The sequence below is a fragment of the Paenibacillus paridis genome (assembly GCF_006345825.1).
GTDB lineage: Bacteria > Bacillota > Bacilli > Paenibacillales > Paenibacillaceae > Pristimantibacillus > Pristimantibacillus paridis.
This window is the reverse complement of sequence record NZ_VCIX01000071.1, coordinates 70,729-93,287: the sequence shown is the minus strand read 5'-3', so window position 1 is coordinate 93,287 and position 22,559 is coordinate 70,729. Positions and strand designations below refer to the sequence as shown.

Genomic DNA, 22,559 nt, shown 5'->3' with positions numbered 1-22,559 from the left:
CCTTTTGTTGCGTTAGCTACCTCTGAGTGATTTAGAAGGATTTTATCCCTCTATTTCAGAGGATTTGGGGATTTTGGGGCGTTTAGAAGGAATTTTTCCCGTTAATTACCATGGATAAGACGTAAATGGAGAGAAGTGGCTGAATTAACAGGAGAAATTCCCTTTAATCCATTTGATCAGTGAATCCCGCTATTTTAACAGGAGAAATTCCAGTTAATGTACAACCATTATGTACTCACCACTGAATAGGAATGAAAGCACCCATAGGAGTTAGGCCGCCTCTTTTTTATAAAATGCCTAGCTATTATTACAAGCAAGACAGTTACCGATAAAAGGAAGGGAAGAGAATAATATTTACGGAATTTGCGGTTTATGGAATTTATTATTTATGGAGGTATGGGAATGGTACGGTCAGCCGAAAATTACGAAAAAATTTATAACCATGTTGAACAGCATATTGGCCCTATCGCAGGGGTTTTTCGGGAGATCGTTTCAGATGTCATGGCGGTTGATATTATTGTGGCAGCCCCAACTTCAAAACGAAATTATTATACGATGGTTACATACGGAATGAGCGAATTGCCAATGACGGTACCGGAAGGGGCCGAGGACTACCGTTACGCCGAATTGATGATCTGTCTGCCGCCGACCTGGAAGATTTCCGACGAAGCTTTTCAAGATGAACGGAATTACTGGCCGATTCGCGCGCTAAAGACCTTAGCAAGATTTCCGCATGAGTATCAAACGTGGCTATATATGGGGCATACCCTTGCGAATGGCCAACCGGCAAAGCGGTACAGTGATAATGCGGGATTTCAAGGCATGCTGCTTTCGTTTCCAGATGTAGAGGATAAGCAAGGATTTTTTAATTTAGACCTCTCCAGCGTAAAAACCGTACATTTCTTCAACTTGGTTCCCATTTACCAAGAGGAAATGGACTATAAAATGAAAAACGGCATGGAGGCTTTGTTCGCGAAGCTTAACAAGATAGGTACGGATGACGTAGTGAACTTGAACCGTAAAAATACTTGTAAAAAGGTTTTTGGACTATTCTAGGCAACGAAATTTATCCAAAGTAAGTCCTTCATTGCGTACGGCGATTGTTTATATCCACAAGCGGATCATATTCCCGGCAAGGAATAGCTGATGAATATGATCCGCTTCACTAATAAGCCTATCGGCAGCACGTTATGGCTGTAGTAATTGATCGCGCACTTCGGTCAGTGCGAAACCAAGCAAGTTTCTCCCCCGCCATTTCATCGGATTATTTGCATGTGGATCATCCATGGCTAACCCAATTCCCCATATGCGGTCGACAGGACTTGCTTCCACCAAAATTCGGTTTTTCGTTGTTTTCATATAGTTCCAAAGCTCAGGGTTTTGCTCGAATTTCGCATAATTTCCTCGTTTGACGATGTCGTAGCAATGGCTTTCCCAAATATCGTTGCGGAAAGAATGAATCGCACGTCCGAATGCCTTCATCTCTTTTGGGTGTATCGTTTTCATAATGGCATCCAGCATGTTTTTATCGTCAAAAAGCCGGGCTTTCTCCGCCATCATATATTGCTCCGTACAGTTGTAAGAAACGCCATCCACGATGAAAGGGCTGATCCACCATTGGCTGAAACAGCTGGCATTAACACTGCCGTCAGCAGGAGGCGTATGCCCCCAGAAAAACAGAAATTTCATTTTCTCCCCTGCCTGATAGGCTTTATGTAAATCATCTAGTTGGTATATCAAAGGATTTCCTCCCGACTTGTTCACTATTTTTGCCATGCGAATGTCTGCATTTATGCAACTGTAATTAATATTTTCATAATGATAATATCAAAATAACATATTTAATCTTGTGTTGTCAACGGATCTATCGTGATTGGAGAACATGGTTGGGAGAAGAACTTAAGCTGTACAAATCACAGCATGTCTCAATTTGACAGTAGATGAAGAAAAGAAGGCTTTTCGCAATTCTATACTTAGAGTATGCGTTCATTTCCCTTCATATGGTAATATAAGTGTGTGATTTCATTTTAGTATAGAGAGGGTCGTCATACGTTCCATGTTAACAATAGGCATAGCCGGAGGCTCGGGCAGCGGAAAAACGACAATAAGCAAGTTTTTGGCTGATGGCCTGATTCAGAGTCAGTTCAGGGTAAATGATCCTGTACTCAAGGAAAAGAATGAAGAGATCGCAAATGAATATTTGGATCTTGTCAGACATAGGCATGATTTATATGTTGAGCCCACACGTTGGTAAGCCGACTTGGTTATTAACGGATCGCGTGACAAGCATAAGGGAAACCAAGTTTTGCTGGAGTGGTTACTGCAAAAAATAGAAAAAAAAATGATGAGCGCAAAGAAAGGAAAGAGAAACAGAAATGAATGAATCCTATTATGTCATTATCCTCTTAGTCGTTGGTTTAGTGTTATGGAGAAGAACGAGGAGCTTCTATAAGCCGATTCGTGGAAATGGAAGACGCATTTTGTTTCCACTGTTATTTATGCTGCCGGGCGTTATGCTTTGGTTTGATCCGACTGTTCATGCGCCGATGTATGAATGGTTAATTGCAGCCGTATTGGGAGCAGTATTATCCTTGCCGCTGATTTGGACGACTAATTACGAGGTGCGAGACGACAATCAAATCTATGCTAAGAAAAACTTGGGCTTCATTGTCGCATTTATCGTCGTGGTCGCTATTCGCTTCGCGCTGCGTAATTATTTGAGTAGCATTGATCCTCAAACGCTGGGTGCGCTGTTTATGCTGGTAGCCTTCTCTTACATTGTGCCATGGCGCATCGTATCGTACTTGAAATTCCGCAAGGTGGTTCAGCAGCGAGTGGCTGCTTAAACCATCGAAATACAACAGTGTAAATACCCCAATTTTGAACCAAGGCTGTCTGGCATACAGGCAGCCTTTCGTGTAGGCGAATGAGAGGACATCGTGCGAAATGAAAGGTTAATTAAATAATTTACGCAGCATGTCGAAGTTGGATTTCTGGTCTCCTGTAGAAGTGGAGAAGTACCCCCAAACCACTTTACCTCCCTTTTCCATCACAATGATTTCGGTCTCGCCGTCGCCTTTTAGGAGAGAAGCATAGCCAGTTGTACCATCACTTAGAGTCTCAGAGCTGTCTATGAGTTGCGGATTCAAAATCTTATCCTCCGCTTTAGTAATAATGTCTGCTGAAGCCACGAACATGGATTGCGTATCAGGGTGAATATGTTCTGCGACGAATGCTTTTTTGATGTTAATATCGGTTTCATTAAAGTATTGGTTTACGTAATCAAGAGACAGGGCTCCTGCACGTGCTTTTTCGATATTTGACGAAGTTTGCTCGGGCTTATTCGGAATGGAATGGCTACTGCAGCCTGCTATAAGCGCAAGGGCAATGAGGAAAGGAAAATATATTTTCTTATTCAAGTTGGGAAACCTCCCTTTATAAGATATGAATAGTTTAAAAATGATCCGAATTTTCCGTGTGTCATGTCACATGTATTATCTATTACCGTTTCTAGTAAGTTAAATATATAATAAAGTTTCAATAATTTGGATAATTATTATAGAATAGGTATGTTTATATTGTTCTATCGTTCAAGCAACAGGTAGTTTAGGTTAGGTGGAAAATGCTGTTTATTCACCAACAGTTAACGTTGACGTTAACTGTAACTAAGCGTATGCTTAAACCATAAGATATCGGAGGTGCGGCGAGTTGGAGCTGTTGAAGATTGAAGAAGTAGCTAAGCGTACGGGGTTAACAAAGCGGGCGATTCGTTATTATGAGGATTTTGGGTTGATTTCCGCACCGGAGAGAACACAAGGGGGCATTCGGTTATATTCGGAAGAGGACATTGAGAAAATCAATAAGATCATTTTGGCGAAAGAGGTGCTTGGCTTCTCGCTTGCCGAACTGCAGCAGTACCTCGAATTTCAAACGATTATTGAGCAGCAAAAAAGCGAGTACCGAACGACGGAGGATCGTGAAGCGAGGCGCTCGAAGCTCATAGAGATGTCGCAAGTGCTGCAAAAAGAGAAAATGATGATCGACTTGAAGCTGACACGGATGGCGCAGTTCCAAGAGGAATTGATCGAGTTCGAGCAGCGCGTACTCAAGGCGATTGACCAATTACAAGAATAGGAGCATGAATGTGGAACCATCACAGAGAGCAGCATCGTCATTTTGGACCATTATGATTGCCGTATTTTTTGGTAATTTTATGGCGTCCTTAAGCACAACTACGATAAATGTGGCGTTACCTATATTTATGGATGATTTTCAAGCTAGCCTGAATACGGTGCAATGGATGTTGTCCGGATTTATGATGGCGACGGGGATTATTGCTCCGATCATTGGATTTATGGGAGACAAATGGAGCTATAAACGACTGTATGTCATTGCCTTAGCGGGATTTACGTTATCCTCGTTGCTCTGCACGTTCGCTTGGAGCATCGAATCGCTGATCGTTTTCCGAATTTTGCAAGGGCTGTTCAGCGGTATTATTATGCCCACGACGATGACCATCATTTATCAAACGATCGAGAAACCTAAACAAGCGGTCGCCGTTAGCCTTTGGAGTGTGGCTGCGATGCTCGCCCCGGCGCTTGGGCCAACCATAGGCGGCTGGCTAGCCGAAATATACGGATGGAAGTCGTTGTTTATCATGAACGCCCCGATCGGGATTATCGCCGTAATCGCGGCAGCCAAGTTCATTCCGAATTACCGCTTGAGCAGCGGCATTAAGCTCGACTGGATCGGCTTTGGCGCGGTGCTCGTAGGCACTAGCGCATTATTGGTCGCTTTTAGCGAGGCGCATCAATGGGGCTGGGCCGGCTGGCAGACGCTAGGCATGATTGCCGCAGGAATCGTTGTGCTCTTCTATTTCGTACGCAGGACGCTTCGAGTAAGCAACCCACTGCTCAATTTACGCGTGCTCAAGATTCCGCGGTTTACGTATGGACTGATTTTGAACTGCTGCATCACGGTGTCCCTGTATGCCGGCACGCTGTTGGTACCGATTTTTATGCAAAATATTAAGGGAGAGTCGAGCTTTGCAACAGGCATGGCAATGCTCCCGGGAACGCTGGCTATGGTTCTGGTTTCTCTTGCGGTTGGGCGGCTGTATGGCAAAATCGGGCCTTCAAGGCTGATCCTGCTTGGTCTGCTTCTGATGGGAATAGCGACATGGGAGCTTAGTCATGCGGGTGTCGCCACAAGCACATTGTTCATCACCGTATGGGTAGCGATTCGTTATATGGGGATCGGCTTCAGCAATATGCCGGTCACGAACGCGGCAATGTCCGCAGTGCCAAGCGTGAACTCCGGCCATGCCTCGGCCGTCATGAATTGGATTAGGCAAGGGACGTCGGCGCTGTCGATCAGCTTGTTCAGTTCCATTTTGTCGTCACAGACGATTGCTCATCTAAGTGCTGGCGGCGTCGACAAAACGGGGGCGCTCTCGCTTAGCGTGCAGGATGTTTTCCATCTCGGAACGATGATTATCATTGTTTCTTTGCCGCTCACATTATTGCTGCGCAAGCCGAAGGCAGCTGTTACAACATAAGAAAGAGCGCCTTTGCGGGCGCTCTTTGCTATATCGATAATCCTTTATCTAAAAAACATGCACGCCTTCCAAGGCGACCTTGATTTTGCCATCGGTCTCAAGTACCTTTACCTTCACCTTACGGCCGGGCTGATACTGAGGGATATTGACCATATAAATGACCGCTTTAATGATGGTGCGGTAAGGCTCGGCGTGTTCCCTTGGGATCGTTAAGCCGATAAACACTTCGGGATGGCCATTGATTTCCGTGTTGGTTTGCCGTATGGAGCTAACGGTAGCATCGAAGGGAACGCCATTTTTTAAAATAAACTTGATTTCCCGATTATCCTTGAATGATTGCCGGATGACCATGAAGGCGAGCAGGCAAAGCGGCAAGGAGATGAGAGCTACGACAACGAGGATAATGCTTTCACCGGTACTCACAATTCACCAACTTTCATGGAGGATGAGGCCAAGCTGTCAACGCAAGCTTGTGTATAACTTATACTATGAAAAAGCATAGCATAATAGATATTAGATGGAAATATTTCCAAGGACTTATAAATAAGTAGGTACTTTAGGAGCGGAAACGGAAAATACCCCGGATTTATATCCATTAAAACAAGAAGGCTGTTCCGTTAGGTCTAAGGACCATGCGGAACAGCCTTCTTGTATGGTTTCGAGCGTTATGGCGCTGGGGTCAAGAGATATGCTTCTCCAGCCTTCGTTGCAAAAGTGTAACGGCCGCTCTCATCAGCTTGGCATGCGACCGTTGCACCATGACAAGTGACACGCAGAACAGCAGTAGAGCGAATCGTACAGCGCTGACCTTGAATGGATTGAATTTCTGCACCCAGAAGGCGTCCATCGGACCAGGAAAGCTTCACCGTAAAGCCGCCGCGAGCCCGAAGACCCCAAGCCTTCCCTTCGGGCCAAGCATCAGGTACAGCGGGCAGCAGGCAAAGCTCTCCGTGATGGGATTGCAGCAGCATCTCAGCGATACCGGCCGTGACGCCGAAATTGCCATCGATCTGAAACGGAGGGTGCGCATCGAACAAGTTCACGTAGACGCCGCCGCGAGTGAAGTCCATGACGCCGTCATCCTCGACTAGCTTCAATAGATTGGAGATGAGCGAGAAGGCTCGGTTGCCGTCTTTAAAGCGGGCCCAAAGGTTCACTTTCCAGCCTAGGCTCCAGCCGGTTCCGCCATCACCGCGTCTCTCTAGCGATACCTGCGCCGCACGCAGGAGCTCAGGGCTCTGATCCGCTTGCAGAGCTTCTCCAGGATACACGTCATACAAATGCGAGACATGGCGGTGCAGTTGATCCTCATCCCCGTAGTCCTTCGACCACTCTTGGAGCTGCCCATATTGTCCGATTTGGGGCTGCGGGAGCCATTGCAAGGAAGCTGCGAGCTGTTCTGCGAACGAGAAATCCTCTTGAAGCAGTCGCGAAGCTTCTATGCAGCGCGTGAATAATTCGCGGATCAGGCTAATATCCATCGTCGTTCCTTTGCTGAGTGCGGGCATGCGCCCATCGGCAAGAACATAACGATGCTCCGGTGAAGTGGAGGGGGAGGTGGTTAGCCCGCCCGATCCGTCATCAACGAGCCAGTCTAGGCAAAATAATGCGGCGCTGCGCATAACGGGATAAGCATGGTCCCGCAAATAATCGATATCCTTGCCATAGCTGTAGTGCTCCCATAGGTGGGAGCACAGCCAGACGCCGCCCATCGGCCAATTGGCCCAAAGCGGATTGCCGTGCCCATAGTCGCCGGGAGGTGCGGATTGCCGCCAAATATCCGAATTATGATGGGCTGCCCAGCCTCTGCAGCCATAGTTGGTCAGGGCCGTTTGCTCTCCGGTGACGGCAAGCTCGCGGATGAAGTCAAGCAACGGAAGATGACAAGCCGCTAGGCCGCATACCTCGGCAGGCCAATAATTCATCTGCAGATTGATATTAAGCGTATAATTGCTGCTCCAGATCGGCCGTGCATCGGCATTCCAAATGCCCTGCAAATTGGCGGGCTGCGTACCTGGACGTGAAGAAGCGATCAGTAGGTAACGGCCGTATTGATAGATAAGCTCCACTAATCGGGGATCGTTTGCTCCATACTCCTTAAGCCTGCGATCGGTTGTTAATGGTTCAGGGGCAGGCGAATGGCCGAGTTGAATTCCGTTAGCTTCATATAGCGGCCGATAGTCCGCAAGATGCGCTTGCAGAAGCTCTTCGTCCGTACGGGACAATGCGGCACTCATCATCTGAGCCGTCAATGGCTCGGGCTGGCTGCCAGTTTCTCCGGCAGGTATACGATTGAATCCGTTAAAGCTTGTTGCCGCGCAAAAAATAAGCGTAACAGCTGTCGCCCCTTCAATATGAAGGCCGCTGGCATCGGTTCGCCAGCGGCCGCCGCCTTCAAGGCGAAAGCCGAGCCGGCCGACAAAGCGCATGGCGTTCGTTTCTCCTGCTTCTCCGTAACGGATCGGCTGATCCGTATCGTAATAGTTCGGGTCCACTTCCTCCGGGCAGTACCCTTGCAGCGTTAAGCCTTCATCGCTGCTCGTGACGGAAGACCGCAGCGGGCTATCCAGAGACGCACGGAAGCTGAGCAGCCCGGGCTTGCTCGTACGCAGACGAATGATGATGGCTTGGTCGGGATAGGAGGCAAATACATCGCGTGAATGAATGGTTTCTCCGATGCGATAGGAGGTACGGGCTATCGCGTCCTCAAGATCAAGCTCGCGCCTGTAATCGCTAATAAAGAAGCCGTGGAAAAAACGCAGATGCAGATCGCCAAGCGGCATATAGGACTGCGTATAAGGACCCATCATGGCGGCTTTGCTAAGCTGCTCTGCCTCTTCATGCCGTCCTTCGTCCAGGAGGCGGCGCAGCTCTGGAAGAGCTTCGCGGGCTTTGGGGTTATTCCAGTCTCGGGGATAACCCGACCAGAGCGAATCTTCATTAAGCTGGATTCGCTCCTGATCGATGCCGCCGAAAACCATGCCTCCGAGCCTGCCGTTGCCGATCGGCAGCGCCTCGGTCCAGAGGCGTGCCGGCTTATCGTATGTGAGCTTCATCTTGAGGTTCTCCCTTCAGCGTGCCTATCTTGTCCTACTGGCTGTTATCGCTGTTTATTGAGTTGCGGTTTTTAGCCAATATTAAATTCCTTGAGCACATCGTCAATCTTTACAGGCTGTCCTCCTGTTCGTGCACTGCGTTCCATTGCTAGCATCAGACCGAGCGTGCGAATCGCTTCCCCGGCATCAGGCAGCGGAATTGTTCCGTTATCGAGGCAATCTGCAAAATATTCAATGTAGTTCTGATATTCCCCGGCATGGTGGCTCTTGCCTTCAAAACGGAAATAGTAATCGTTTTTCTCCTCGAACGTTTGCGTAACAGGCGCTTCGCCAGCAAAGTGCGAGTGGTATTGCAGGTTAGAATACTCGGAGCGCGAGCTGCCTTTGGTTCCGCGAAGGATGCAGGCAATCGAAGGCTCTACGTGCTGTCCAAGCGTCGGAAGCGTATAGTCGCCAGCGATTTGGGCGATTTGGCCGGAGGGGTTGCGCAGCAGGAAGCGAAGCGAATCCCAAGCATCCATGCCATGCTCCTTCGTATTGTCGCTCGTTAAGGCATAGCCTGTTACCTCACTTACGTCCGGCAAATACCAGCGCACCATGTCCACGGCATGGATCATGAAGCCATACATCCAGCTAAAGCCTTTTTGCTTGCTCCAGCCTTTGTCTAGAAACCAGCGCCCGTCGGTAATATAATGCGATTCCACAACGGATAATGCGCCGTGCTTCCCGGCTTCAAAGTCGCGGCGCTGATGCAGCATCGGCTCGAAGAAGCGCGTGCTTTGGCCCACGAAGAGCTTGCGGTCCGTGGATGCGCTCAGGCGAAGCAGCTCAGCTGCGTCATCAAGCGATGGAAGCACGGGCTTCGTGCAGACGACATGCTTGCCAGCTTCGAGAGCTTGCTTGATGTGGGTGAAGTGGAGCTGGTCCGGCGTATATATGGCGATCACGTCGATTTCAGGATTTTGCAGCAATTCGTTATAGTTGGTCGTCCAGCCGGAGAAGCCGAATTCTTCCTCGCGGGCACGGCATAGCTCTTCGTTTAAGTCGCATACGGCCTCTAGGCTCCAACGGCTGCTTTGCAGCGCCGCGGACATAATGCTGCGGCCTTCGCCGAGCCCGATAACGCCGAGTTTATAGGTTTTTGTCATGTGAATATTTCACCTTTCCTTCTCGTGTAGTAGTTGGTAGGCAAATTATAACGAATCGCAAGTCATTCCGCTTGTCAGGAGACAGGCAGGAAGTTGCGATTTTGTTCAAACACAGGAAAGTATATCAATTCGCTATTCCTTCTCTACATTTCTCCGATTGAAACGCGCTACACCGTCAAAGCTACTTCAGCGTCTAAAGGACGCCAAAGGCTTTTTTGCTTGAGTACTTATTATAGGGGTGGACAGATTTGCAACTTTTGCGCATGCTTTACTCAAGCCACAGGCTGCTAACTGTGCTACCTTATAGAGAAGCAATCGAAATTTATAAATAAAGTTAAAAAAGTGAAGCCAACAAATGGATATCGACAAAGGAGAATCGCTCATGACTGAGAATGCTGCACATCAGCCCCGCTTAGGGATACAAGGAACCGTGATCGGTTGGCAGGACCCTTGGGCGCAGGAAGCCTCTGATTTATACATGCGCACAGGGACGGGAGCGGTCATTGCTTCGCAGGACCAGACGCCAACGCCAAAGCAATTTATCGCAGCCTTGAAGGACTTGCAGGCAGATTTCTACGTTCATCACATCTTCCCGGGACTTGAGGGACAGCAGCAGCTGCTGCTTGACGCCTGCGATAGTGGGATCGATCTGGTTCTAGGCAATGAATACGGCAATATTAACGGCCCTTGGGTGGAAGGGACGAACCGGTACGATGTGCCGGATGATGCTTTGCATGCGGCGGCGGCGTCCGGCAAGCTGATCGGCCTGCTCTATGATGAGCCCGAGCATTTGCAAATCAATGTAGGCCAGTACCGCAAGGATGCGTGGCTGCCTCATTGGGGCGATAGCGGCAGCGCATCGATGGATTTGGCCAGAGAGCAGGTCACACAAGCGGTGTCTGCGCGTGCCCAGCATGTCCGCAAGCAGCTGGCAGCTGCAGGAGCCCAGCCCGAAACGGTGCCAATGCTGTCTGAGCAAGTGTTTCCAACCTTGTTCCATGCCCAGGCGCGGGGCGGAATGGCGCCGTGCCCGAAAATCATGAAAGAGTCTTTCCAGCCGCTTCAGCTAGCTACAGCACTTGGCGCAGCCAAGCAGTACGGCTTGCCTTTGTGGGTATGCGCGGATCTATGGGGCCCGGATGTCGGACCGTGGCCCACGCGCACCTCGGGCTTTCCCGGCCACTCGCCAGAAGAATTCGCCTCGGCGCTGCAGATGGGCTATTTGCTTGGCCCGACGCATCTTTTTGCGGAAAATGCGGATGTCTTGCTTCGCTACGGCGCTGGAGGGTTTGAGAAATCTATCTTTGGCGATGTTTGGCAAAGCTTCGCTGCGGCGGCAAAGCCGCTCGACTGGTCACATCGAGATGCGATAGCGGACGTCATCATTATCCACTCGGATGACAGCAATTACGGACAGAATGAACGTCCCTTCGGCAGCCGTTCGCTTCCCATGCCTGAAACGTCACAAAGCATATTCGACGTTTGGCATTTGCTTAGCAGCGGCGTCATACCCGCGCATGGCAGCTGCCTGCATATTCCGGGGTATGATTTTCCGCGCCATGAATTAAAAAGAAGGGTAGCTGCAGATGCGTTTCCACTGCCAAGCGGCGTAGATACCGCTGCAGAGGGAAGCTATCCGCCAGCCGTGCACCCGTTGTTCGCGCCGCTGCCCAGCACGCTCGTGTTCGACGGATTTGTCCGTGCGGAGCAGATCGGACGCCCGCGCCTGATTCTCGTAGCTGGATCATCGGTATCCGCAGCCACGCTGCAGGATGTCCGCAAGCTGGCGGAGGAAGGCGCTGCCGTCATTGCCGCTGCGTGGCTTCTGCCAGCTGAGTGGCGGGAAGAGAAAAGCTTTGCAAGCGGCGGCAGCTGGCTGCCTGCCGATGATTTCTTAGCCGATCGCGTCCGTGAGCAGGCTGCTCCATATATCGGAGGCGAGAAACGTTGGACGCAGCGCTTTGGCGATCACGAAGTGCGGATATATCCGCGGGACAGCGACGGGTTCACACTGGACTTCGAAACGGTAAAACGCAGTAAATAAGCGAGAAGAAGGAAACCTCCGACTGGCCGTTAATTAGGCTTATCGGAGGTTTTTGCATGACATTTGCGACATGGTATAGGGCTGCCCCGTGTTCGACACGGGAATGTGTCAGCCGATCGGGCGGGCGCATCGTGCTATGATTTCAAGAATAGCTCGATAACAGGTACGGCGACGTTTGGCGGCTTAATCGGCAGCTCCAGCGTCAGCGTATCCGCGCTGCGGCCTTCGTTGAAAGCGCCGGCTTCCATCGTCATTTCTTGCGCTCCTTCAATCATGCGGATTTCGGAGGCGTCATTGAGCAGCTGCGCATACTCGACTTGACCAGAGAAGCCAGAAAGATGCAGATGCTTGAATGGCCAGCTGAAAATATGCAAATACAAGCGGTTCGTTTCCGGGTTATAAGTAAACCGGCAATCATCCGGGCAGCGGAACGGCTCCGGCGCAGCCGTACAACCGTAAATGGACCGATTGTGGCGGCGCATCCATTGTCCCATGCCCTTTAACCGATCGACTGCGCGCTCATCGATCTCGCCGCGGCCTGTCGGGCCGACGTTGAGCAGCAAATTGCCGCCTTTGCCCACGGTATCCACTAGCATTTTAATGAGCATATCGACGCTTTTCCACGACTCCTCGTCCCGGTAATAGCCCCATGAGCCGCTGAAGGTGTGGCAGGCTTCCCAAATGACTTTCTCGCCATTGACCTTAATCCACTCGCGCGGCTGATATTGCTCCGGCGTCGTAATATCGCCCGGAACCTGCAGACGGTCGTTGATCATGATTTGCGGCTGAAGCCTGCGCACGAGCTCGACGAACTTCTCGCTTTGCCATTCTTCCTTGCCCTTGCCGGGGAAGCCCTGCTCCGGTGGAATCGAAAAGTCCAGAAATAGGACGTCGATCTTGCCGTATTTGGACAGGAGCTCCTCCGTTTGGCCAAACATATAATCGATGTATTGCTGCCAGTCGCGCTGCTTGCTCTGCTCCACGAAGGCGGCATCGTAACGCTGCGGATGCTTTACGTCAACCGTATAATGCGGGTGATGCCAATCGAGCAGAGAGTAATAGAGCCCTGCTTTGATATCCCTTGCCCGGAAGGCGTCGAGCATTGGACGGAGCAAATCACGGCCGGCTGGCGTATTTGTCACCTTGTAATCCGACAGCTGCGTATCCCATAAACTGAAGCCCTCATGGTGCTTGGCCGTTACGACCATATATTTCATGCCGGCTTCGTCAGCGAGCTGTGCCCAAAGCTCAGGATCATAGAGATCAGGATCAAACCGTTTAAAATATTTGTTGTACTGCTCGTTGCTCAGAAATTCGCGTGAGCGCATCCATTCATGGCGCGCACCTAGCGCATATAGCCCCCAATGGATGTACATCCCAAACCGATCATGCGTAAACCAAGCTGTTCTGTCTGTCGTCATATAATGATACTCCTTCCAAAATGAATGCTTGCCGTCACACCGGCCGCTGATACCGGCTTCGGTATTCGCGCGGCGATACGCTGCGGTATTGCTTGAAGTGTTTGTTAAAGTAGTGAACCGAATGATAGCCGCATTCGAAGGCGATGTCGGTCACGGTTTTGCCTGTTGTCTGCAAGAGATGCATGGCGATTTGCATGCGCATCCGGTGAATGAATTGATTCGGCGTCACGCCGACCGTCCGCTTGAAGTCGGTGTAAAAATAGGTTTTGCCCCGCTCGTAGCCGTCAATGAGCTGGCGCATGTCGATGTCCTCGGTTACGTTTCGGATCATGTATTCCACGGCGGTGACGACACCTGTCTCGACCTTGATTTCATCTTCAGGCGCGCTCTCCTCGGCTGCTTCCAGAGAGTGTCGGTAAGCACTGACAAGGATATCGACAAAGTGCATAAACCGTTTGGCTTCCCAGCCGGGCAAGCCTTGTTCTTGCTCTGCAAGTGCCGCGGCCGCGGCTGCGTGTATGCGCTTTGCATGCTCGGAGTCAGCTTTAATCAGCGGGGTTGAGCGGCTTGTGTAGAACGGATAAAGCAGCCGGTCGCCCTGCGGAATAAGCCTTGCGATAGAGGGCGAGAAGAGCAGCATAATCCAGCGGATCGGCGCCCCTTCGGCAGCCGCAAGGTTGTAATGCGGCTCGTAGGGACGGAACAGAAACACATCGCCGGGCTTGCCCGCGTAATCTAGGTCAAGGAGCCGAAACCGAGCTTCATTTTCCAGCAGAACGTTGAGTTCCAGCAAGTCGTGGCGGTGCAGCTCATGATCGGTCTCGCTGTCCAAGCGGCATTCGATCTTTAGTTCACGGTCCGGACGCAGATCATGATCGTACCTCATCAGCAATCCTCCTTGATTACCGGCCGGATTAACCTTTGACCGAACCTGAGGTCATGCCGGAAATAATGAATTTTTGACCGAGCAAATAGATAATGACAACCGGCAGCGTCGTGAGGACGATATCGGCGGATACAAGGTTCCAGTTCACCTGGAAGCGCCCGAAGAAGTTGTAGACCGCGAGCGTCATTGGCCATTTATCGGAGCTGTTCAGGTAATATAGCGGATGGATAAAGTCGCTCCATGCGCCCATGAAATTCAGAATGCCTACCGTTACGATGACGGGCAGCAGCAGCGGCAGTACGATCGAGAAAAATAGCCTGAGCGGCGAGCAGCCATCGACGATGCCAGCTTCATCGAGCTCTCTAGGCACCGATCCTACGAAGCCATAAATGAGAAATACGCTGAACGGAAGCGCGGAAGCCGCAAGCAGGATGATGATGCCGATTTGCGTATTCATGAGATGGGTAGCCTGCATGACCTTGGTCAGCGTGACGAAGTTCATTGGCATCGCAATCCCCAATATGAGATAGAAATACAGCACTTTATTGATGCGCGTGCGATTGCGAGATAGTACATATGCAGCTGCAGATGCCAAAATAATGCTCAAAATCGTTGAGGCGCTGGCATACAGCAGGCTGTTGAAAAAGGACTGAATCAGCTTGCCTTCTTCAATAACGACAGCGAAGTTGCTCCATTGAAAGGAGCTGGGCAGCGACATATTCATGCCATTGGCCTCGCTCTTTGTCTTCAATGCATTGATGACGACAAGCAGCAAAGGAATAAACATGATCAGGCTAAGCGCCCAAGCAAAGACGTTGCGGAACAGGGAGAGCAGCTTTCCGGTTTTCATCGCTCACCGTCCCCCTCTCTCGACATGAGCCGAACGACAAAGTAGCCGACAATCGTCATAAATACGAATAACAGCGTAGACAGCGCGGTACCCATGCCGAAGCGGCCCATGGAAAATTCTTTGAATATAGACGTATAAAGCACGTCTGTCGCGTAACCGGGGCCGCCGTTGGTGAGGACATAAACGGCTTCGAACACTTTGAGTCCATGAAGCAGGTTAAGCACGGTCGTCACGGTCAAGGCTGGGAGCAGCAATGGAATCGTAATGTGGCGAAGCTTATTCCAAGCCCCTGCGCCATCGATCGAGGCAGCCTCGTAATACGTTTTGGAAATGGCCTGCAGGCCTGCGAGCAAAATAATCATGATATAGCCGACGCCCTTCCACGTATCAACAGCGATAATGGATTTAAACGCCCAGTCCAGGTCAACGAGCCATTTTTGCGCCAGAAAGCCAAGTCCTATGGAGCGGAGCGTTTCGTTGAGCAGCCCGGTAGCCGGGTTTAGAATCGACTTGAACACGAGGCCAACGACGAGCATCGGTACGATGGAAGGAAGGAAAAGCATGACGCGGTGGAAGCCCTTCATGCGGACGCCCTCGTTCAAGGCAATCGCAAAGGCGAGGCCAAGGCCCGTCTTCAGTAATACGGTGGCAAACGTGAAAATCAATGTATTGTTAATGAAGCCCAAATAGTTTTCGTCGGCGGAAAATAGCTGTTTGAAGTTGTCAAAGCCGATAAAGTTGATCTCGGTAGAGAAGCTGTTCCAGTCGGTAAAGGAATAATAGAAGCCCATCAGGCCGGGCAATACGAAAAAAACGGTATATAACGCAAGCGTGATCCATGCAAAATGGATTGGATATATTTTTTTGTTCACAGTGCTCTCTCCTCTCGCAATCATGAGACCGGTAAAGCGGCACCCTGCAGGGCTCATCCAGCCTTGCAGGGCGTCCGGCCGCTCCCTTTCTATGTTGGTTCTATCCGTCTAGTGGTGTGAAGTGCAGGATTAATTGGCCCATAAGGGATCTTTGGCTACCTTCGCCATGTCGGCGCGGCGCTTGTCGATATTCTTGAGCAATGCTTCTGGCGTCATAGCGCCTCCGAACATCGCTTGCATATCCTTGCCGATATCCATCCACTGTGGATTCACGTAGTTGACGATGTTTTGGATATCCGTACCTTTGACCGGGTAAGTTTCGAACAAAGCTTTTTGGTCGTCGCTGTATTTATCCTTCAGATCAGGGAAGTTGAGGTTGGCGATCGTTGTATCGTTATCCAGAACGAATTGCAGGTTCTCCTGCTTGGTCAAGAAGTCGAAATATTGCTTAGCTTCGTCAATGTGCTTGGAGCCGGAATAGATGAATTTGCTTGGGCCGCCGGGATTAATGTAGTAGATTTGGTTGTCGACAAGCGGAATTACGAAATAGCCGAAGTCCTCTGCTTTCAGGTCAGGGAATGCCTCTGCGATATCGGAAGGCGTGCTTTGCGCTGTCAGGGACATTGCATATTCGCCGTTTCCTAGCTTGTTAGGCGTATCGGAGCCGGTATCAGAGAAAGCATTGTCGCCGAAGTAGCCAAGATCATAGAGCTCTTTCAATTGCGTCAGCGCCGTTGTCATTGCTTCATTGCCTTCGAACTTGGCTTTGTTGGCGTTCAAATCATCGTACAGATTCGGATGAAGCTCGTTGTAGCGTGGACCTGGCTCGGCGAACCAGAGTACATGGTGCCAGCCGTCAGCGATCGGCTCATAGATGGGAGTTACGCCGGAATTTTTGATTTTTTGGCTGATGTCCTTGAATTCAGCGTAGGTTTTCGGAACGCTTAGTCCTAAGTCGGCAAACAATTTTTTGTTGTATGCGATTACAAAACTGCTGTAAGTATCCCAGATTGTCAGGGCATAAACCTTGCCGTCGATGGACAGCTGTTCTAGCGACAACGGATCTTCGCGTTTTACCCATTCTTGGTCGCTTAGATCGACCGCGTTTTTTTCTACATTGTAGTTGAGCTGGATTTCGCTTTTGCCGCTTTGGCCGCCGAAAATGTCTGGGCCCTCGCCGGAGTTCAGCCGAGTTTTCAGCACGTTGAAATATTGATCGGAAGGTACGATTTGATAATCGATTTTAATGCCAGTTTCCGCTTCGAATTTTTTGGCAAGCTCCATCTCGGCATCCTTGATCCAGCCTTGGCTGGCGATATAGGTTAGGGTGACGTCGCTTTTGCCGCCGCTTGAGCTGCCGCCGTTTCCGTTAGCAGGCTTGTCTGTTGCGCCGCTATTGCCGTTGTTGCTGCCGCAGCCTGCGACTAAAGCCATAATAAGAACGAGGGAAATGATGCTCCAAACTGATTTTTTCATAAATGGTACTCCCCTTTAAGCAAAATTTTGTATTCGCTTTCAGTCTGTCTTGGCCGAAGCTTGCTGCCCGCTTGACTTATAACTAATATAAGAGCAAAGGAGCTTTGCCTCCATGGAGAAAACGGATTCGTTTTTATCTTTATTTTACCGCTTACATTTCCAATTAAATGTTTTGACAAATGCTTTGCCCCGAACGCACAATAGAAAAACGCAAGAAATGACGGACTGCGGAGGACGCATATGGCGAATCGCTTCAACAACATTAGAACCATTCTGTTCCTTACTTATACCCTAATCATTGTCGTTGTATTTACGGTGCTTGTCCTCTGGTTTTACTCGTGGGCTTCCGGAGAACTGCGGCGCAATGCGCTGGATACGCTAGCCGGCATGGGTACCTCCGTACAGGACCAGATCGACTCCGAAATTCAGAAGATGAATGATGTTTCCTTGAATGTAATGTATTCTAATCTGGTCAAGGACCAATTCAAACGGCTGGTCGAGGGCGAATCGGATGAGGATGTGCAAGGCGGGAGCGGCAGCACCCCCGCGCTGCCGGAGGGACCGATTATCCCCAGCCAGAGGGAGAGCGCGAAGCAGCTGGCGGATATTTTGACTGCTGCAATCGGTCCTTCGCGGCCAGTGGAGCAGTTGTACCTGTATGATTTTGCAGGTAAAATGTACGGCAACGGCTTTGACAACGGGGAACGCACCTACGACCCTGCCAGCAAGGCTTGGTATGAAGGCGTAGTCCAGAACCCGTCCATGAAGCATATCGGCAAGCCGGCCATCGACAGCGAGATGGCGAAGTTTGTTTCCTCGCGCGAAGGGCAATATTCCATATCGCTGTTCCGCGTCTTTTTTGATAACTATAACGTACCGATTGGCATTGTTGAAATTAAACAATATTATAGCCGAATATTTCGGAGTATATTAGACCAGCGAAAGCTCGGGGCTTACCGGGAAAAGGTCATTGTCTACGATAAGCAGGGGCAGATCGTATTTCCTATGGGAGAGGATTCCGCTAGGTATGAACCTTATATCCGGCTGACTGCACGCCAAGGAGAAAATGACGTCTCTGCCGCTTCGAGTGCGACAGTCCGCAACCCCGCCAGCGGCGAGGACGAGCTGCTCTCGGTCCATTATTCGGAGCTGACAGGCTGGACGACTGTCCTCATCGTATCGGAGCGGGAGCTGCTCTCGCCGCTGTCGGCCTTCTCCAAAAAAACGGTGCTGGTCGCTTTCGTTATTTTGCTGATGGCAATCGTGCTGTCCTTTGCCGCGGCCCGCAGAATCGCGTCTCCCATTCAGAAAATTCATCGTGCCGTGCGCAACTACCAATTGGAGGATGCAGGCACGGGCCGGATCGCCTCGCGTGAGCTGAACAGCGGACTAAATGAGCTGGATCAACTGCACTGGGAGTTTCAGCGGATGAGCGCGAGGGTGAAGGAATCGATGGATGACTTGCTGCTCGCGCAGTCGCAGGAGCTCCAGTCCCGGCTGGTCGCGCTGCAGTCGCAGATGAATCCTCACTTCTTGTACAATACGCTGGCTACGATTCAGGTGATGGCAGAGGAAAATATGAATGAGCAGATCGTGTCCCTCTCCGAGAACATGTCGGGGTTTCTACGGTACATTTCATCCGATGCTTCGCTCGTCACTATGGAGACGGAGCTGCAGCATACGTGCAATTATTTGGAAATCAACCAAATTCGGTTCGGGCGCAAGCTTGCATTTTCGTTTGTTGTCGATGAACGTATTACGCAGGATCAAATTCCGAAGCTGGTCATACAGCCGCTGGTTGAGAATGCGATTAAATTTGTGACGCGGACACAGCCGGATTGGCTCATACAGGTCGTTGGCAGGTTAGAAGGCGACAGATGGATCATTGAGGTTACGGATAACGGTGCGGGCTTTAGCGAGGAAAGCTTGCAGACGCTTGCGGATAAACGCAAGGAGATGGAGCGAATGGGCGAGATTCCGATGCTTCAGCTGAACGGTATGGGCCTGCTTAATATTTATATCCGGTTGCGCTTAACGTACGGGGATTCGGCGTTGTTTCAGGTAAACAATCTTCCGTCCGGCGGCGCGAGAATTGTCATCGGCGGCAGGACTGCGAATGGAGGGTAATGCGGCATGGAGAAATCATTGGTCATTCCAACGATCGTCGCGGAGGACGAGGATTTAATACGCAACAGTCTCATTAAGAAGCTGAGCAGCGATCCGGCAATCCGGGTTGTTGGAGCAGCGCAGGACGGCAAGGAAGCGCTGGAGATGATCCATCAGTTTCAGCCGGATTTGCTGCTGACGGATATACGAATGCCCATCATGGACGGCATAGAGCTGATCCGCAATGTCGATAAATATTATCCGCGGATCCGAATCGTCATCACGAGCGGTTATAGCGATTTCGAGTATGCGAGGCAGGCGATTTTGTACAATGTGGTCGATTATTTGCTTAAGCCAATCTCCGCAAACGAGCTGGCAGGAACGCTGGCGCGCCTGAAAGCGGAGTTCGATCATCCGAGCTACGGGCAAAACATGAAAGGCGCGTTCCAGCAAGGCGCGACGCCGGAGGAAATCGTCGCCAAGGTGCAGTCCTATATGCGCGACAACTTCAGCAAAGAGCTCAGCTTGGAGAAAATTGCGGCTAACTTCAACTTCAACCCGTCTTATTTAAGCAAAATATTCGTCAAGCATACGGGCGAGCCGCCCTCCAAGTTTTTAATAACGCTGCGGATCAACGAAGCCAAATATTTGCTTATTCATAACCGTGGCTTGTCCGTGAAGGAAGTAGGCGAGCAAGTGGGCTACGCTGATCCGTATTATTTTAGCCGCATATTTAAGCAGGTGACGGGGCAGACACCGACGGAATTTCAGAAGTAATTAAAGAAACGGCGTCTTTTTCACGAAGCTTTGGGCCAGATGGTCCGCGTGCAGATCCTTGTCGTTCTTTTTATAATTTTCCAGCACATCGATCAAATAATCGTCTGCGGGATTGTTGGAGCGGAAAATAAACTGCTCCTTGTTCTCGATATGTACGTCATGCCCGCATTGCTTTAAGCATTGCTCATAATCCTCTAAGGTAGGCTTTGTATTTTCCTCCAGATAGATAAGTCCCGTCAACACTTTGGTGTTGGCTCCGTGCATGACCTTGAAATAAACGGTATGTTCCTTTTTCATATCGGTTTCCTCCCAGGTTTACTAACGTAAGTGTTGTTACTATTATATTATGCTCCATAGGCCCTGAGGTGGCATGCATATTGTGAAAGCTTCATGAAATTGTGAGAGGTGGATGTCGAATGAGTGAACGTATTCCATGCAAAAGTGAGAGCTGCAGCGCAACCATATTGCCCCACACGGCGCAGAAAACCGGAGGTTACTGCATGCCATGCCAGCAGGCGGCGCAGCGTGCTGAGCGTGAGGCTTTTATTCGCGAGAATCGCAAGGATATTGATCTGTATGAGGGAATCGCAGATTCCGTTGAAATCTTAATTGTGATGCAAACGCCAAGGAAGCGCGACCCGCTTGAAAATCTCCTGCCGTATGTGAAGAGTGAGGAGCAGCTTTATGCTTCGCTTACGAGCGAAGAGGCGCAGCGGCTGGCGGATTACGCAGCAGGTTTGATAGAGCAGGACGATAGTGAACGTGCTGCTGAAATGTTGATGAAGCTGATATGCTTCAACGGCTGGGCGATGCGTCCGTCTATATTGGACATGCTGGTTCAAAGGAATGTTTTTTATCCGGGCCTATTGTTTCTGGGCGCGCCTGCGGTCATTCGGGATCAGCTTTGTGAACGCGTCGAATGGGATGATGAAAATCGGAACCATCTGCTGCTTGCGCTTGCCTGGATCGGCGATGCAGAGGTCGTAAGCCAGTTCGCACAGTGGCGAGATAAGCTGCATGTTGCGCCTGAGCGTTATGCGCATGAGGCAGGCTGGGAGCTAAGCGGGCAAGGCAAACGGCGTAATCTGTTCGAGGAGGGCTGCTTTGCGCTCGTGGCAGAAACAGGGTCATCCGTGCTGCCCATTTCGAGGCTGGAGCCGAGCGAACAGAAATGCGAATGGTGCGGAGCGCCATTGATGGTACTGCTGGATCTGGGCCATGATCAGGCGGGCATTGCATTCAAGCAGCAGCGAAGGAGCAGAACTAGAATTGCCACCTGCTTGGGCTGTACTTGCTACAGTGTGGTATATACGGACATTGGGCCAAACGGCGAGTTTAGCTGGAGCAAGCATAACCAGCGTCCTGCATATTTGGATGATGCGGCAGAAGAAGCGATGGATTTTGGAGGCAGAGAGTGGTACTTAGCCGCGGAACCTCGGCACACCTATTATGCTGCGAGCTGGGTCCTTGAAGCAGGCGCTTCTCAAGTCGGCGGCTATCCGACGTGGGTACAAGACGCGGAGTTTCCGGCTTGCCCAAACTGCCGTGAAACAATGGCCTTTATCGGACAGCTGGACGGTGGAGAAATGATGGAATACGGCGAAGGCATTTATTATGCTTTTTTGTGCTCTCCCTGCCAAGTAGCAGCGACTCATTACCAGCAGACGTAGACGTCCCCCCCTCTAGGATGGCTAACCACCTTAATAGGGGTCAACACGCACAAACACCTACACAAGCACATATACTAGTGCGAAAACAGGCGCATGCGCATAGTTAAGCACAAACATAAGTGCATACACATTACGCAAAGACAAGCGCAAACATAATTGCATACACATTACGCAAAGACAAGCACATACACAAACGCATATACAAGCATCTATACAAGTGCATAAACGGGCGCATATACATTCACATACACAAGTGCTTACACAAGCACTTAAATATGCAAATAGACATACGCTTATACGCAGATCAATGGGATTATTCCGTTAAATAGTAACGTATACTCGAGCTATCCCTTCTAACTATTAAAGTTGGAAGGGATAGCTCTTATATGCGATTTTGCGTTTTATGATATTGATGGGTGAGTTAACTCACAGAATAATTTGCTTGCTGTGCTTTGTTCAGAGGGCTTATGTATAAGTCTATTTTAGATCTAAACCTTAGATCTAAATGGTCAAAGTTAGCTCATAGAAAGATTTATATCTAAAAAAAGATCTACTACTGCCAGGTGGCTCCACTTCAGCAGAAACCTGCTACATTTTTGAGTAATAGATCTACAATTTAGATCTAATTAATCAAAAATAGACTCGTGGAACGAAATAGGTCTAAAAATTAGATCTAAAGCTGCCATATGGCTCCAA

19 protein-coding genes are annotated in these 22,559 nt (G+C 50.0%); 8 read left to right on the top strand and 11 right to left on the bottom strand.

What is annotated here, in order from left to right; genetic code table 11:
- The first annotated feature begins 402 nt into the window (after positions 1-402).
- Positions 403-1,056, top strand: coding sequence for a suppressor of fused domain protein (locus tag FJQ58_RS05100; RefSeq protein ID WP_139991352.1), 654 nt, complete (start codon positions 403-405; stop codon positions 1,054-1,056).
- A gap of 132 nt (positions 1,057-1,188) precedes the next feature.
- Here the strand turns inward: FJQ58_RS05100 and FJQ58_RS05095 are convergent, their stop codons facing one another.
- Complete coding sequence (locus FJQ58_RS05095) at positions 1,189-1,740, bottom strand: NADAR family protein (RefSeq protein ID WP_139991351.1); 552 nt, start codon at positions 1,738-1,740, stop codon at positions 1,189-1,191.
- A gap of 635 nt (positions 1,741-2,375) precedes the next feature.
- On the opposite strand from FJQ58_RS05095, the gene FJQ58_RS05090 reads away from it, so the two are divergent.
- Positions 2,376-2,846, top strand: a complete 471-nt coding sequence (locus FJQ58_RS05090) for a CcdC family protein (RefSeq protein WP_139991350.1) — start codon at positions 2,376-2,378, stop codon at positions 2,844-2,846.
- Positions 2,847-2,954: 108 nt separating this feature from the next.
- Here the strand turns inward: FJQ58_RS05090 and FJQ58_RS05085 are convergent, their stop codons facing one another.
- A complete protein-coding gene (locus tag FJQ58_RS05085; RefSeq protein ID WP_139991349.1) occupies positions 2,955-3,419 on the bottom strand; it encodes a hypothetical protein in 465 nt (154 codons plus the stop codon).
- 289 nt (positions 3,420-3,708) lie between these two features.
- Between FJQ58_RS05085 and FJQ58_RS05080 the strand changes: the two genes are divergently transcribed.
- Positions 3,709-4,134, top strand: a complete 426-nt coding sequence (locus tag FJQ58_RS05080; RefSeq protein WP_162341320.1) for a MerR family transcriptional regulator — start codon at positions 3,709-3,711, stop codon at positions 4,132-4,134.
- Between the two features lie 4 nt (positions 4,135-4,138).
- Complete coding sequence (locus FJQ58_RS05075) at positions 4,139-5,557, top strand: DHA2 family efflux MFS transporter permease subunit (RefSeq protein ID WP_139991347.1); 1,419 nt, start codon at positions 4,139-4,141, stop codon at positions 5,555-5,557.
- Positions 5,558-5,605: 48 nt separating this feature from the next.
- Here the strand turns inward: FJQ58_RS05075 and FJQ58_RS05070 are convergent, their stop codons facing one another.
- The 3 genes from FJQ58_RS05070 to FJQ58_RS05060 form a co-directional block, all read right to left on the bottom strand.
- On the bottom strand, positions 5,606-5,980 hold the full coding sequence (locus FJQ58_RS05070; RefSeq protein ID WP_139991346.1) for a hypothetical protein: 375 nt from the start codon (positions 5,978-5,980) through the stop codon (positions 5,606-5,608).
- Between the two features lie 242 nt (positions 5,981-6,222).
- Positions 6,223-8,613 (bottom strand): glycoside hydrolase family 95 protein, encoded by a 2,391-nt coding sequence (locus FJQ58_RS05065; protein WP_139991345.1) that lies wholly within the window; start codon positions 8,611-8,613, stop codon positions 6,223-6,225.
- Between the two features lie 71 nt (positions 8,614-8,684).
- Positions 8,685-9,761: a Gfo/Idh/MocA family protein gene (locus FJQ58_RS05060; RefSeq protein ID WP_139991344.1), complete on the bottom strand. Its 1,077-nt coding sequence runs from the start codon at positions 9,759-9,761 to the stop codon at positions 8,685-8,687.
- 382 nt (positions 9,762-10,143) lie between these two features.
- Between FJQ58_RS05060 and FJQ58_RS05055 the strand changes: the two genes are divergently transcribed.
- Positions 10,144-11,805 carry a hypothetical protein gene (locus FJQ58_RS05055; RefSeq protein ID WP_139991343.1) on the top strand — a complete coding sequence of 554 codons (1,662 nt, stop codon included), beginning with the start codon at positions 10,144-10,146 and terminating at the stop codon, positions 11,803-11,805.
- 134 nt (positions 11,806-11,939) lie between these two features.
- On the opposite strand, the gene FJQ58_RS05050 is transcribed toward FJQ58_RS05055, so the two are convergent.
- The 5 genes from FJQ58_RS05050 to FJQ58_RS05030 all read right to left on the bottom strand — a co-directional run bounded on the left by FJQ58_RS05050 (position 11,940) and on the right by FJQ58_RS05030 (position 17,310).
- The gene (locus FJQ58_RS05050) at positions 11,940-13,226 is read right to left on the bottom strand and encodes an alpha-L-fucosidase (protein ID WP_139991342.1); all 1,287 of its coding nucleotides are present in this window, start codon (positions 13,224-13,226) and stop codon (positions 11,940-11,942) included.
- Between the two features lie 34 nt (positions 13,227-13,260).
- Positions 13,261-14,112: an AraC family transcriptional regulator gene (locus tag FJQ58_RS05045; RefSeq protein WP_139991341.1), complete on the bottom strand. Its 852-nt coding sequence runs from the start codon at positions 14,110-14,112 to the stop codon at positions 13,261-13,263.
- Positions 14,113-14,140: 28 nt separating this feature from the next.
- Positions 14,141-14,962, bottom strand: a complete 822-nt coding sequence (locus tag FJQ58_RS05040; protein WP_139991340.1) for a carbohydrate ABC transporter permease — start codon at positions 14,960-14,962, stop codon at positions 14,141-14,143.
- The gene (locus FJQ58_RS05035) at positions 14,959-15,834 is read right to left on the bottom strand and encodes a carbohydrate ABC transporter permease (protein ID WP_202915214.1); all 876 of its coding nucleotides are present in this window, start codon (positions 15,832-15,834) and stop codon (positions 14,959-14,961) included. Before FJQ58_RS05035 ends, FJQ58_RS05040 begins: the two co-directional genes overlap by 4 nt.
- 129 nt (positions 15,835-15,963) lie before the next feature.
- Positions 15,964-17,310, bottom strand: a complete 1,347-nt coding sequence (locus FJQ58_RS05030; protein WP_139991339.1) for an ABC transporter substrate-binding protein — start codon at positions 17,308-17,310, stop codon at positions 15,964-15,966.
- A gap of 240 nt (positions 17,311-17,550) precedes the next feature.
- On the opposite strand from FJQ58_RS05030, the gene FJQ58_RS05025 reads away from it, so the two are divergent.
- Together FJQ58_RS05025 and FJQ58_RS05020 are read left to right on the top strand one after the other, a co-directional pair.
- Positions 17,551-19,437 carry a sensor histidine kinase gene (locus tag FJQ58_RS05025; protein WP_139991338.1) on the top strand — a complete coding sequence of 629 codons (1,887 nt, stop codon included), beginning with the start codon at positions 17,551-17,553 and terminating at the stop codon, positions 19,435-19,437.
- A 6-nt stretch (positions 19,438-19,443) separates the two neighbouring features.
- Positions 19,444-20,193 carry a response regulator transcription factor gene (locus tag FJQ58_RS05020; RefSeq protein ID WP_139991337.1) on the top strand — a complete coding sequence of 250 codons (750 nt, stop codon included), beginning with the start codon at positions 19,444-19,446 and terminating at the stop codon, positions 20,191-20,193.
- Here the strand turns inward: FJQ58_RS05020 and FJQ58_RS05015 are convergent, their stop codons facing one another.
- The gene (locus FJQ58_RS05015; protein WP_139991336.1) at positions 20,194-20,490 is read right to left on the bottom strand and encodes a hypothetical protein; all 297 of its coding nucleotides are present in this window, start codon (positions 20,488-20,490) and stop codon (positions 20,194-20,196) included.
- 119 nt (positions 20,491-20,609) lie between these two features.
- Here FJQ58_RS05015 and FJQ58_RS05010 point away from each other — a divergent pair, with 119 nt between their 5' ends.
- Complete coding sequence (locus FJQ58_RS05010) at positions 20,610-21,863, top strand: DUF1963 domain-containing protein (RefSeq protein WP_139991335.1); 1,254 nt, start codon at positions 20,610-20,612, stop codon at positions 21,861-21,863.
- Positions 21,864-22,559: the final 696 nt, after the last annotated feature.

What these genes read in the sequence shown, in the direction of transcription:
- FJQ58_RS05100 (WP_139991352.1), top strand. Translation starts at nt 403, where the DNA reads ATGGTACGGTCAGCCGAAAATTACGAAAAAATTTATAACCATGTTGAA.
- FJQ58_RS05090 (WP_139991350.1), top strand. Translation starts at nt 2,376, where the DNA reads ATGAATGAATCCTATTATGTCATTATCCTCTTAGTCGTTGGTTTAGTG.
- FJQ58_RS05075 (WP_139991347.1), top strand. Translation starts at nt 4,139, where the DNA reads ATGAATGTGGAACCATCACAGAGAGCAGCATCGTCATTTTGGACCATT.
- FJQ58_RS05065 (WP_139991345.1), bottom strand. Translation starts at nt 8,613, where the DNA reads ATGAAGCTCACATACGATAAGCCGGCACGCCTCTGGACCGAGGCGCTG.
- FJQ58_RS05060 (WP_139991344.1), bottom strand. Translation starts at nt 9,761, where the DNA reads ATGACAAAAACCTATAAACTCGGCGTTATCGGGCTCGGCGAAGGCCGC.
- FJQ58_RS05055 (WP_139991343.1), top strand. Translation starts at nt 10,144, where the DNA reads ATGACTGAGAATGCTGCACATCAGCCCCGCTTAGGGATACAAGGAACC.
- FJQ58_RS05050 (WP_139991342.1), bottom strand. Translation starts at nt 13,226, where the DNA reads ATGACGACAGACAGAACAGCTTGGTTTACGCATGATCGGTTTGGGATG.
- FJQ58_RS05045 (WP_139991341.1), bottom strand. Translation starts at nt 14,112, where the DNA reads ATGAGGTACGATCATGATCTGCGTCCGGACCGTGAACTAAAGATCGAA.
- FJQ58_RS05040 (WP_139991340.1), bottom strand. Translation starts at nt 14,962, where the DNA reads ATGAAAACCGGAAAGCTGCTCTCCCTGTTCCGCAACGTCTTTGCTTGG.
- FJQ58_RS05030 (WP_139991339.1), bottom strand. Translation starts at nt 17,310, where the DNA reads ATGAAAAAATCAGTTTGGAGCATCATTTCCCTCGTTCTTATTATGGCT.
- FJQ58_RS05025 (WP_139991338.1), top strand. Translation starts at nt 17,551, where the DNA reads ATGGCGAATCGCTTCAACAACATTAGAACCATTCTGTTCCTTACTTAT.
- FJQ58_RS05020 (WP_139991337.1), top strand. Translation starts at nt 19,444, where the DNA reads ATGGAGAAATCATTGGTCATTCCAACGATCGTCGCGGAGGACGAGGAT.
- FJQ58_RS05015 (WP_139991336.1), bottom strand. Translation starts at nt 20,490, where the DNA reads ATGAAAAAGGAACATACCGTTTATTTCAAGGTCATGCACGGAGCCAAC.
- FJQ58_RS05010 (WP_139991335.1), top strand. Translation starts at nt 20,610, where the DNA reads ATGAGTGAACGTATTCCATGCAAAAGTGAGAGCTGCAGCGCAACCATA.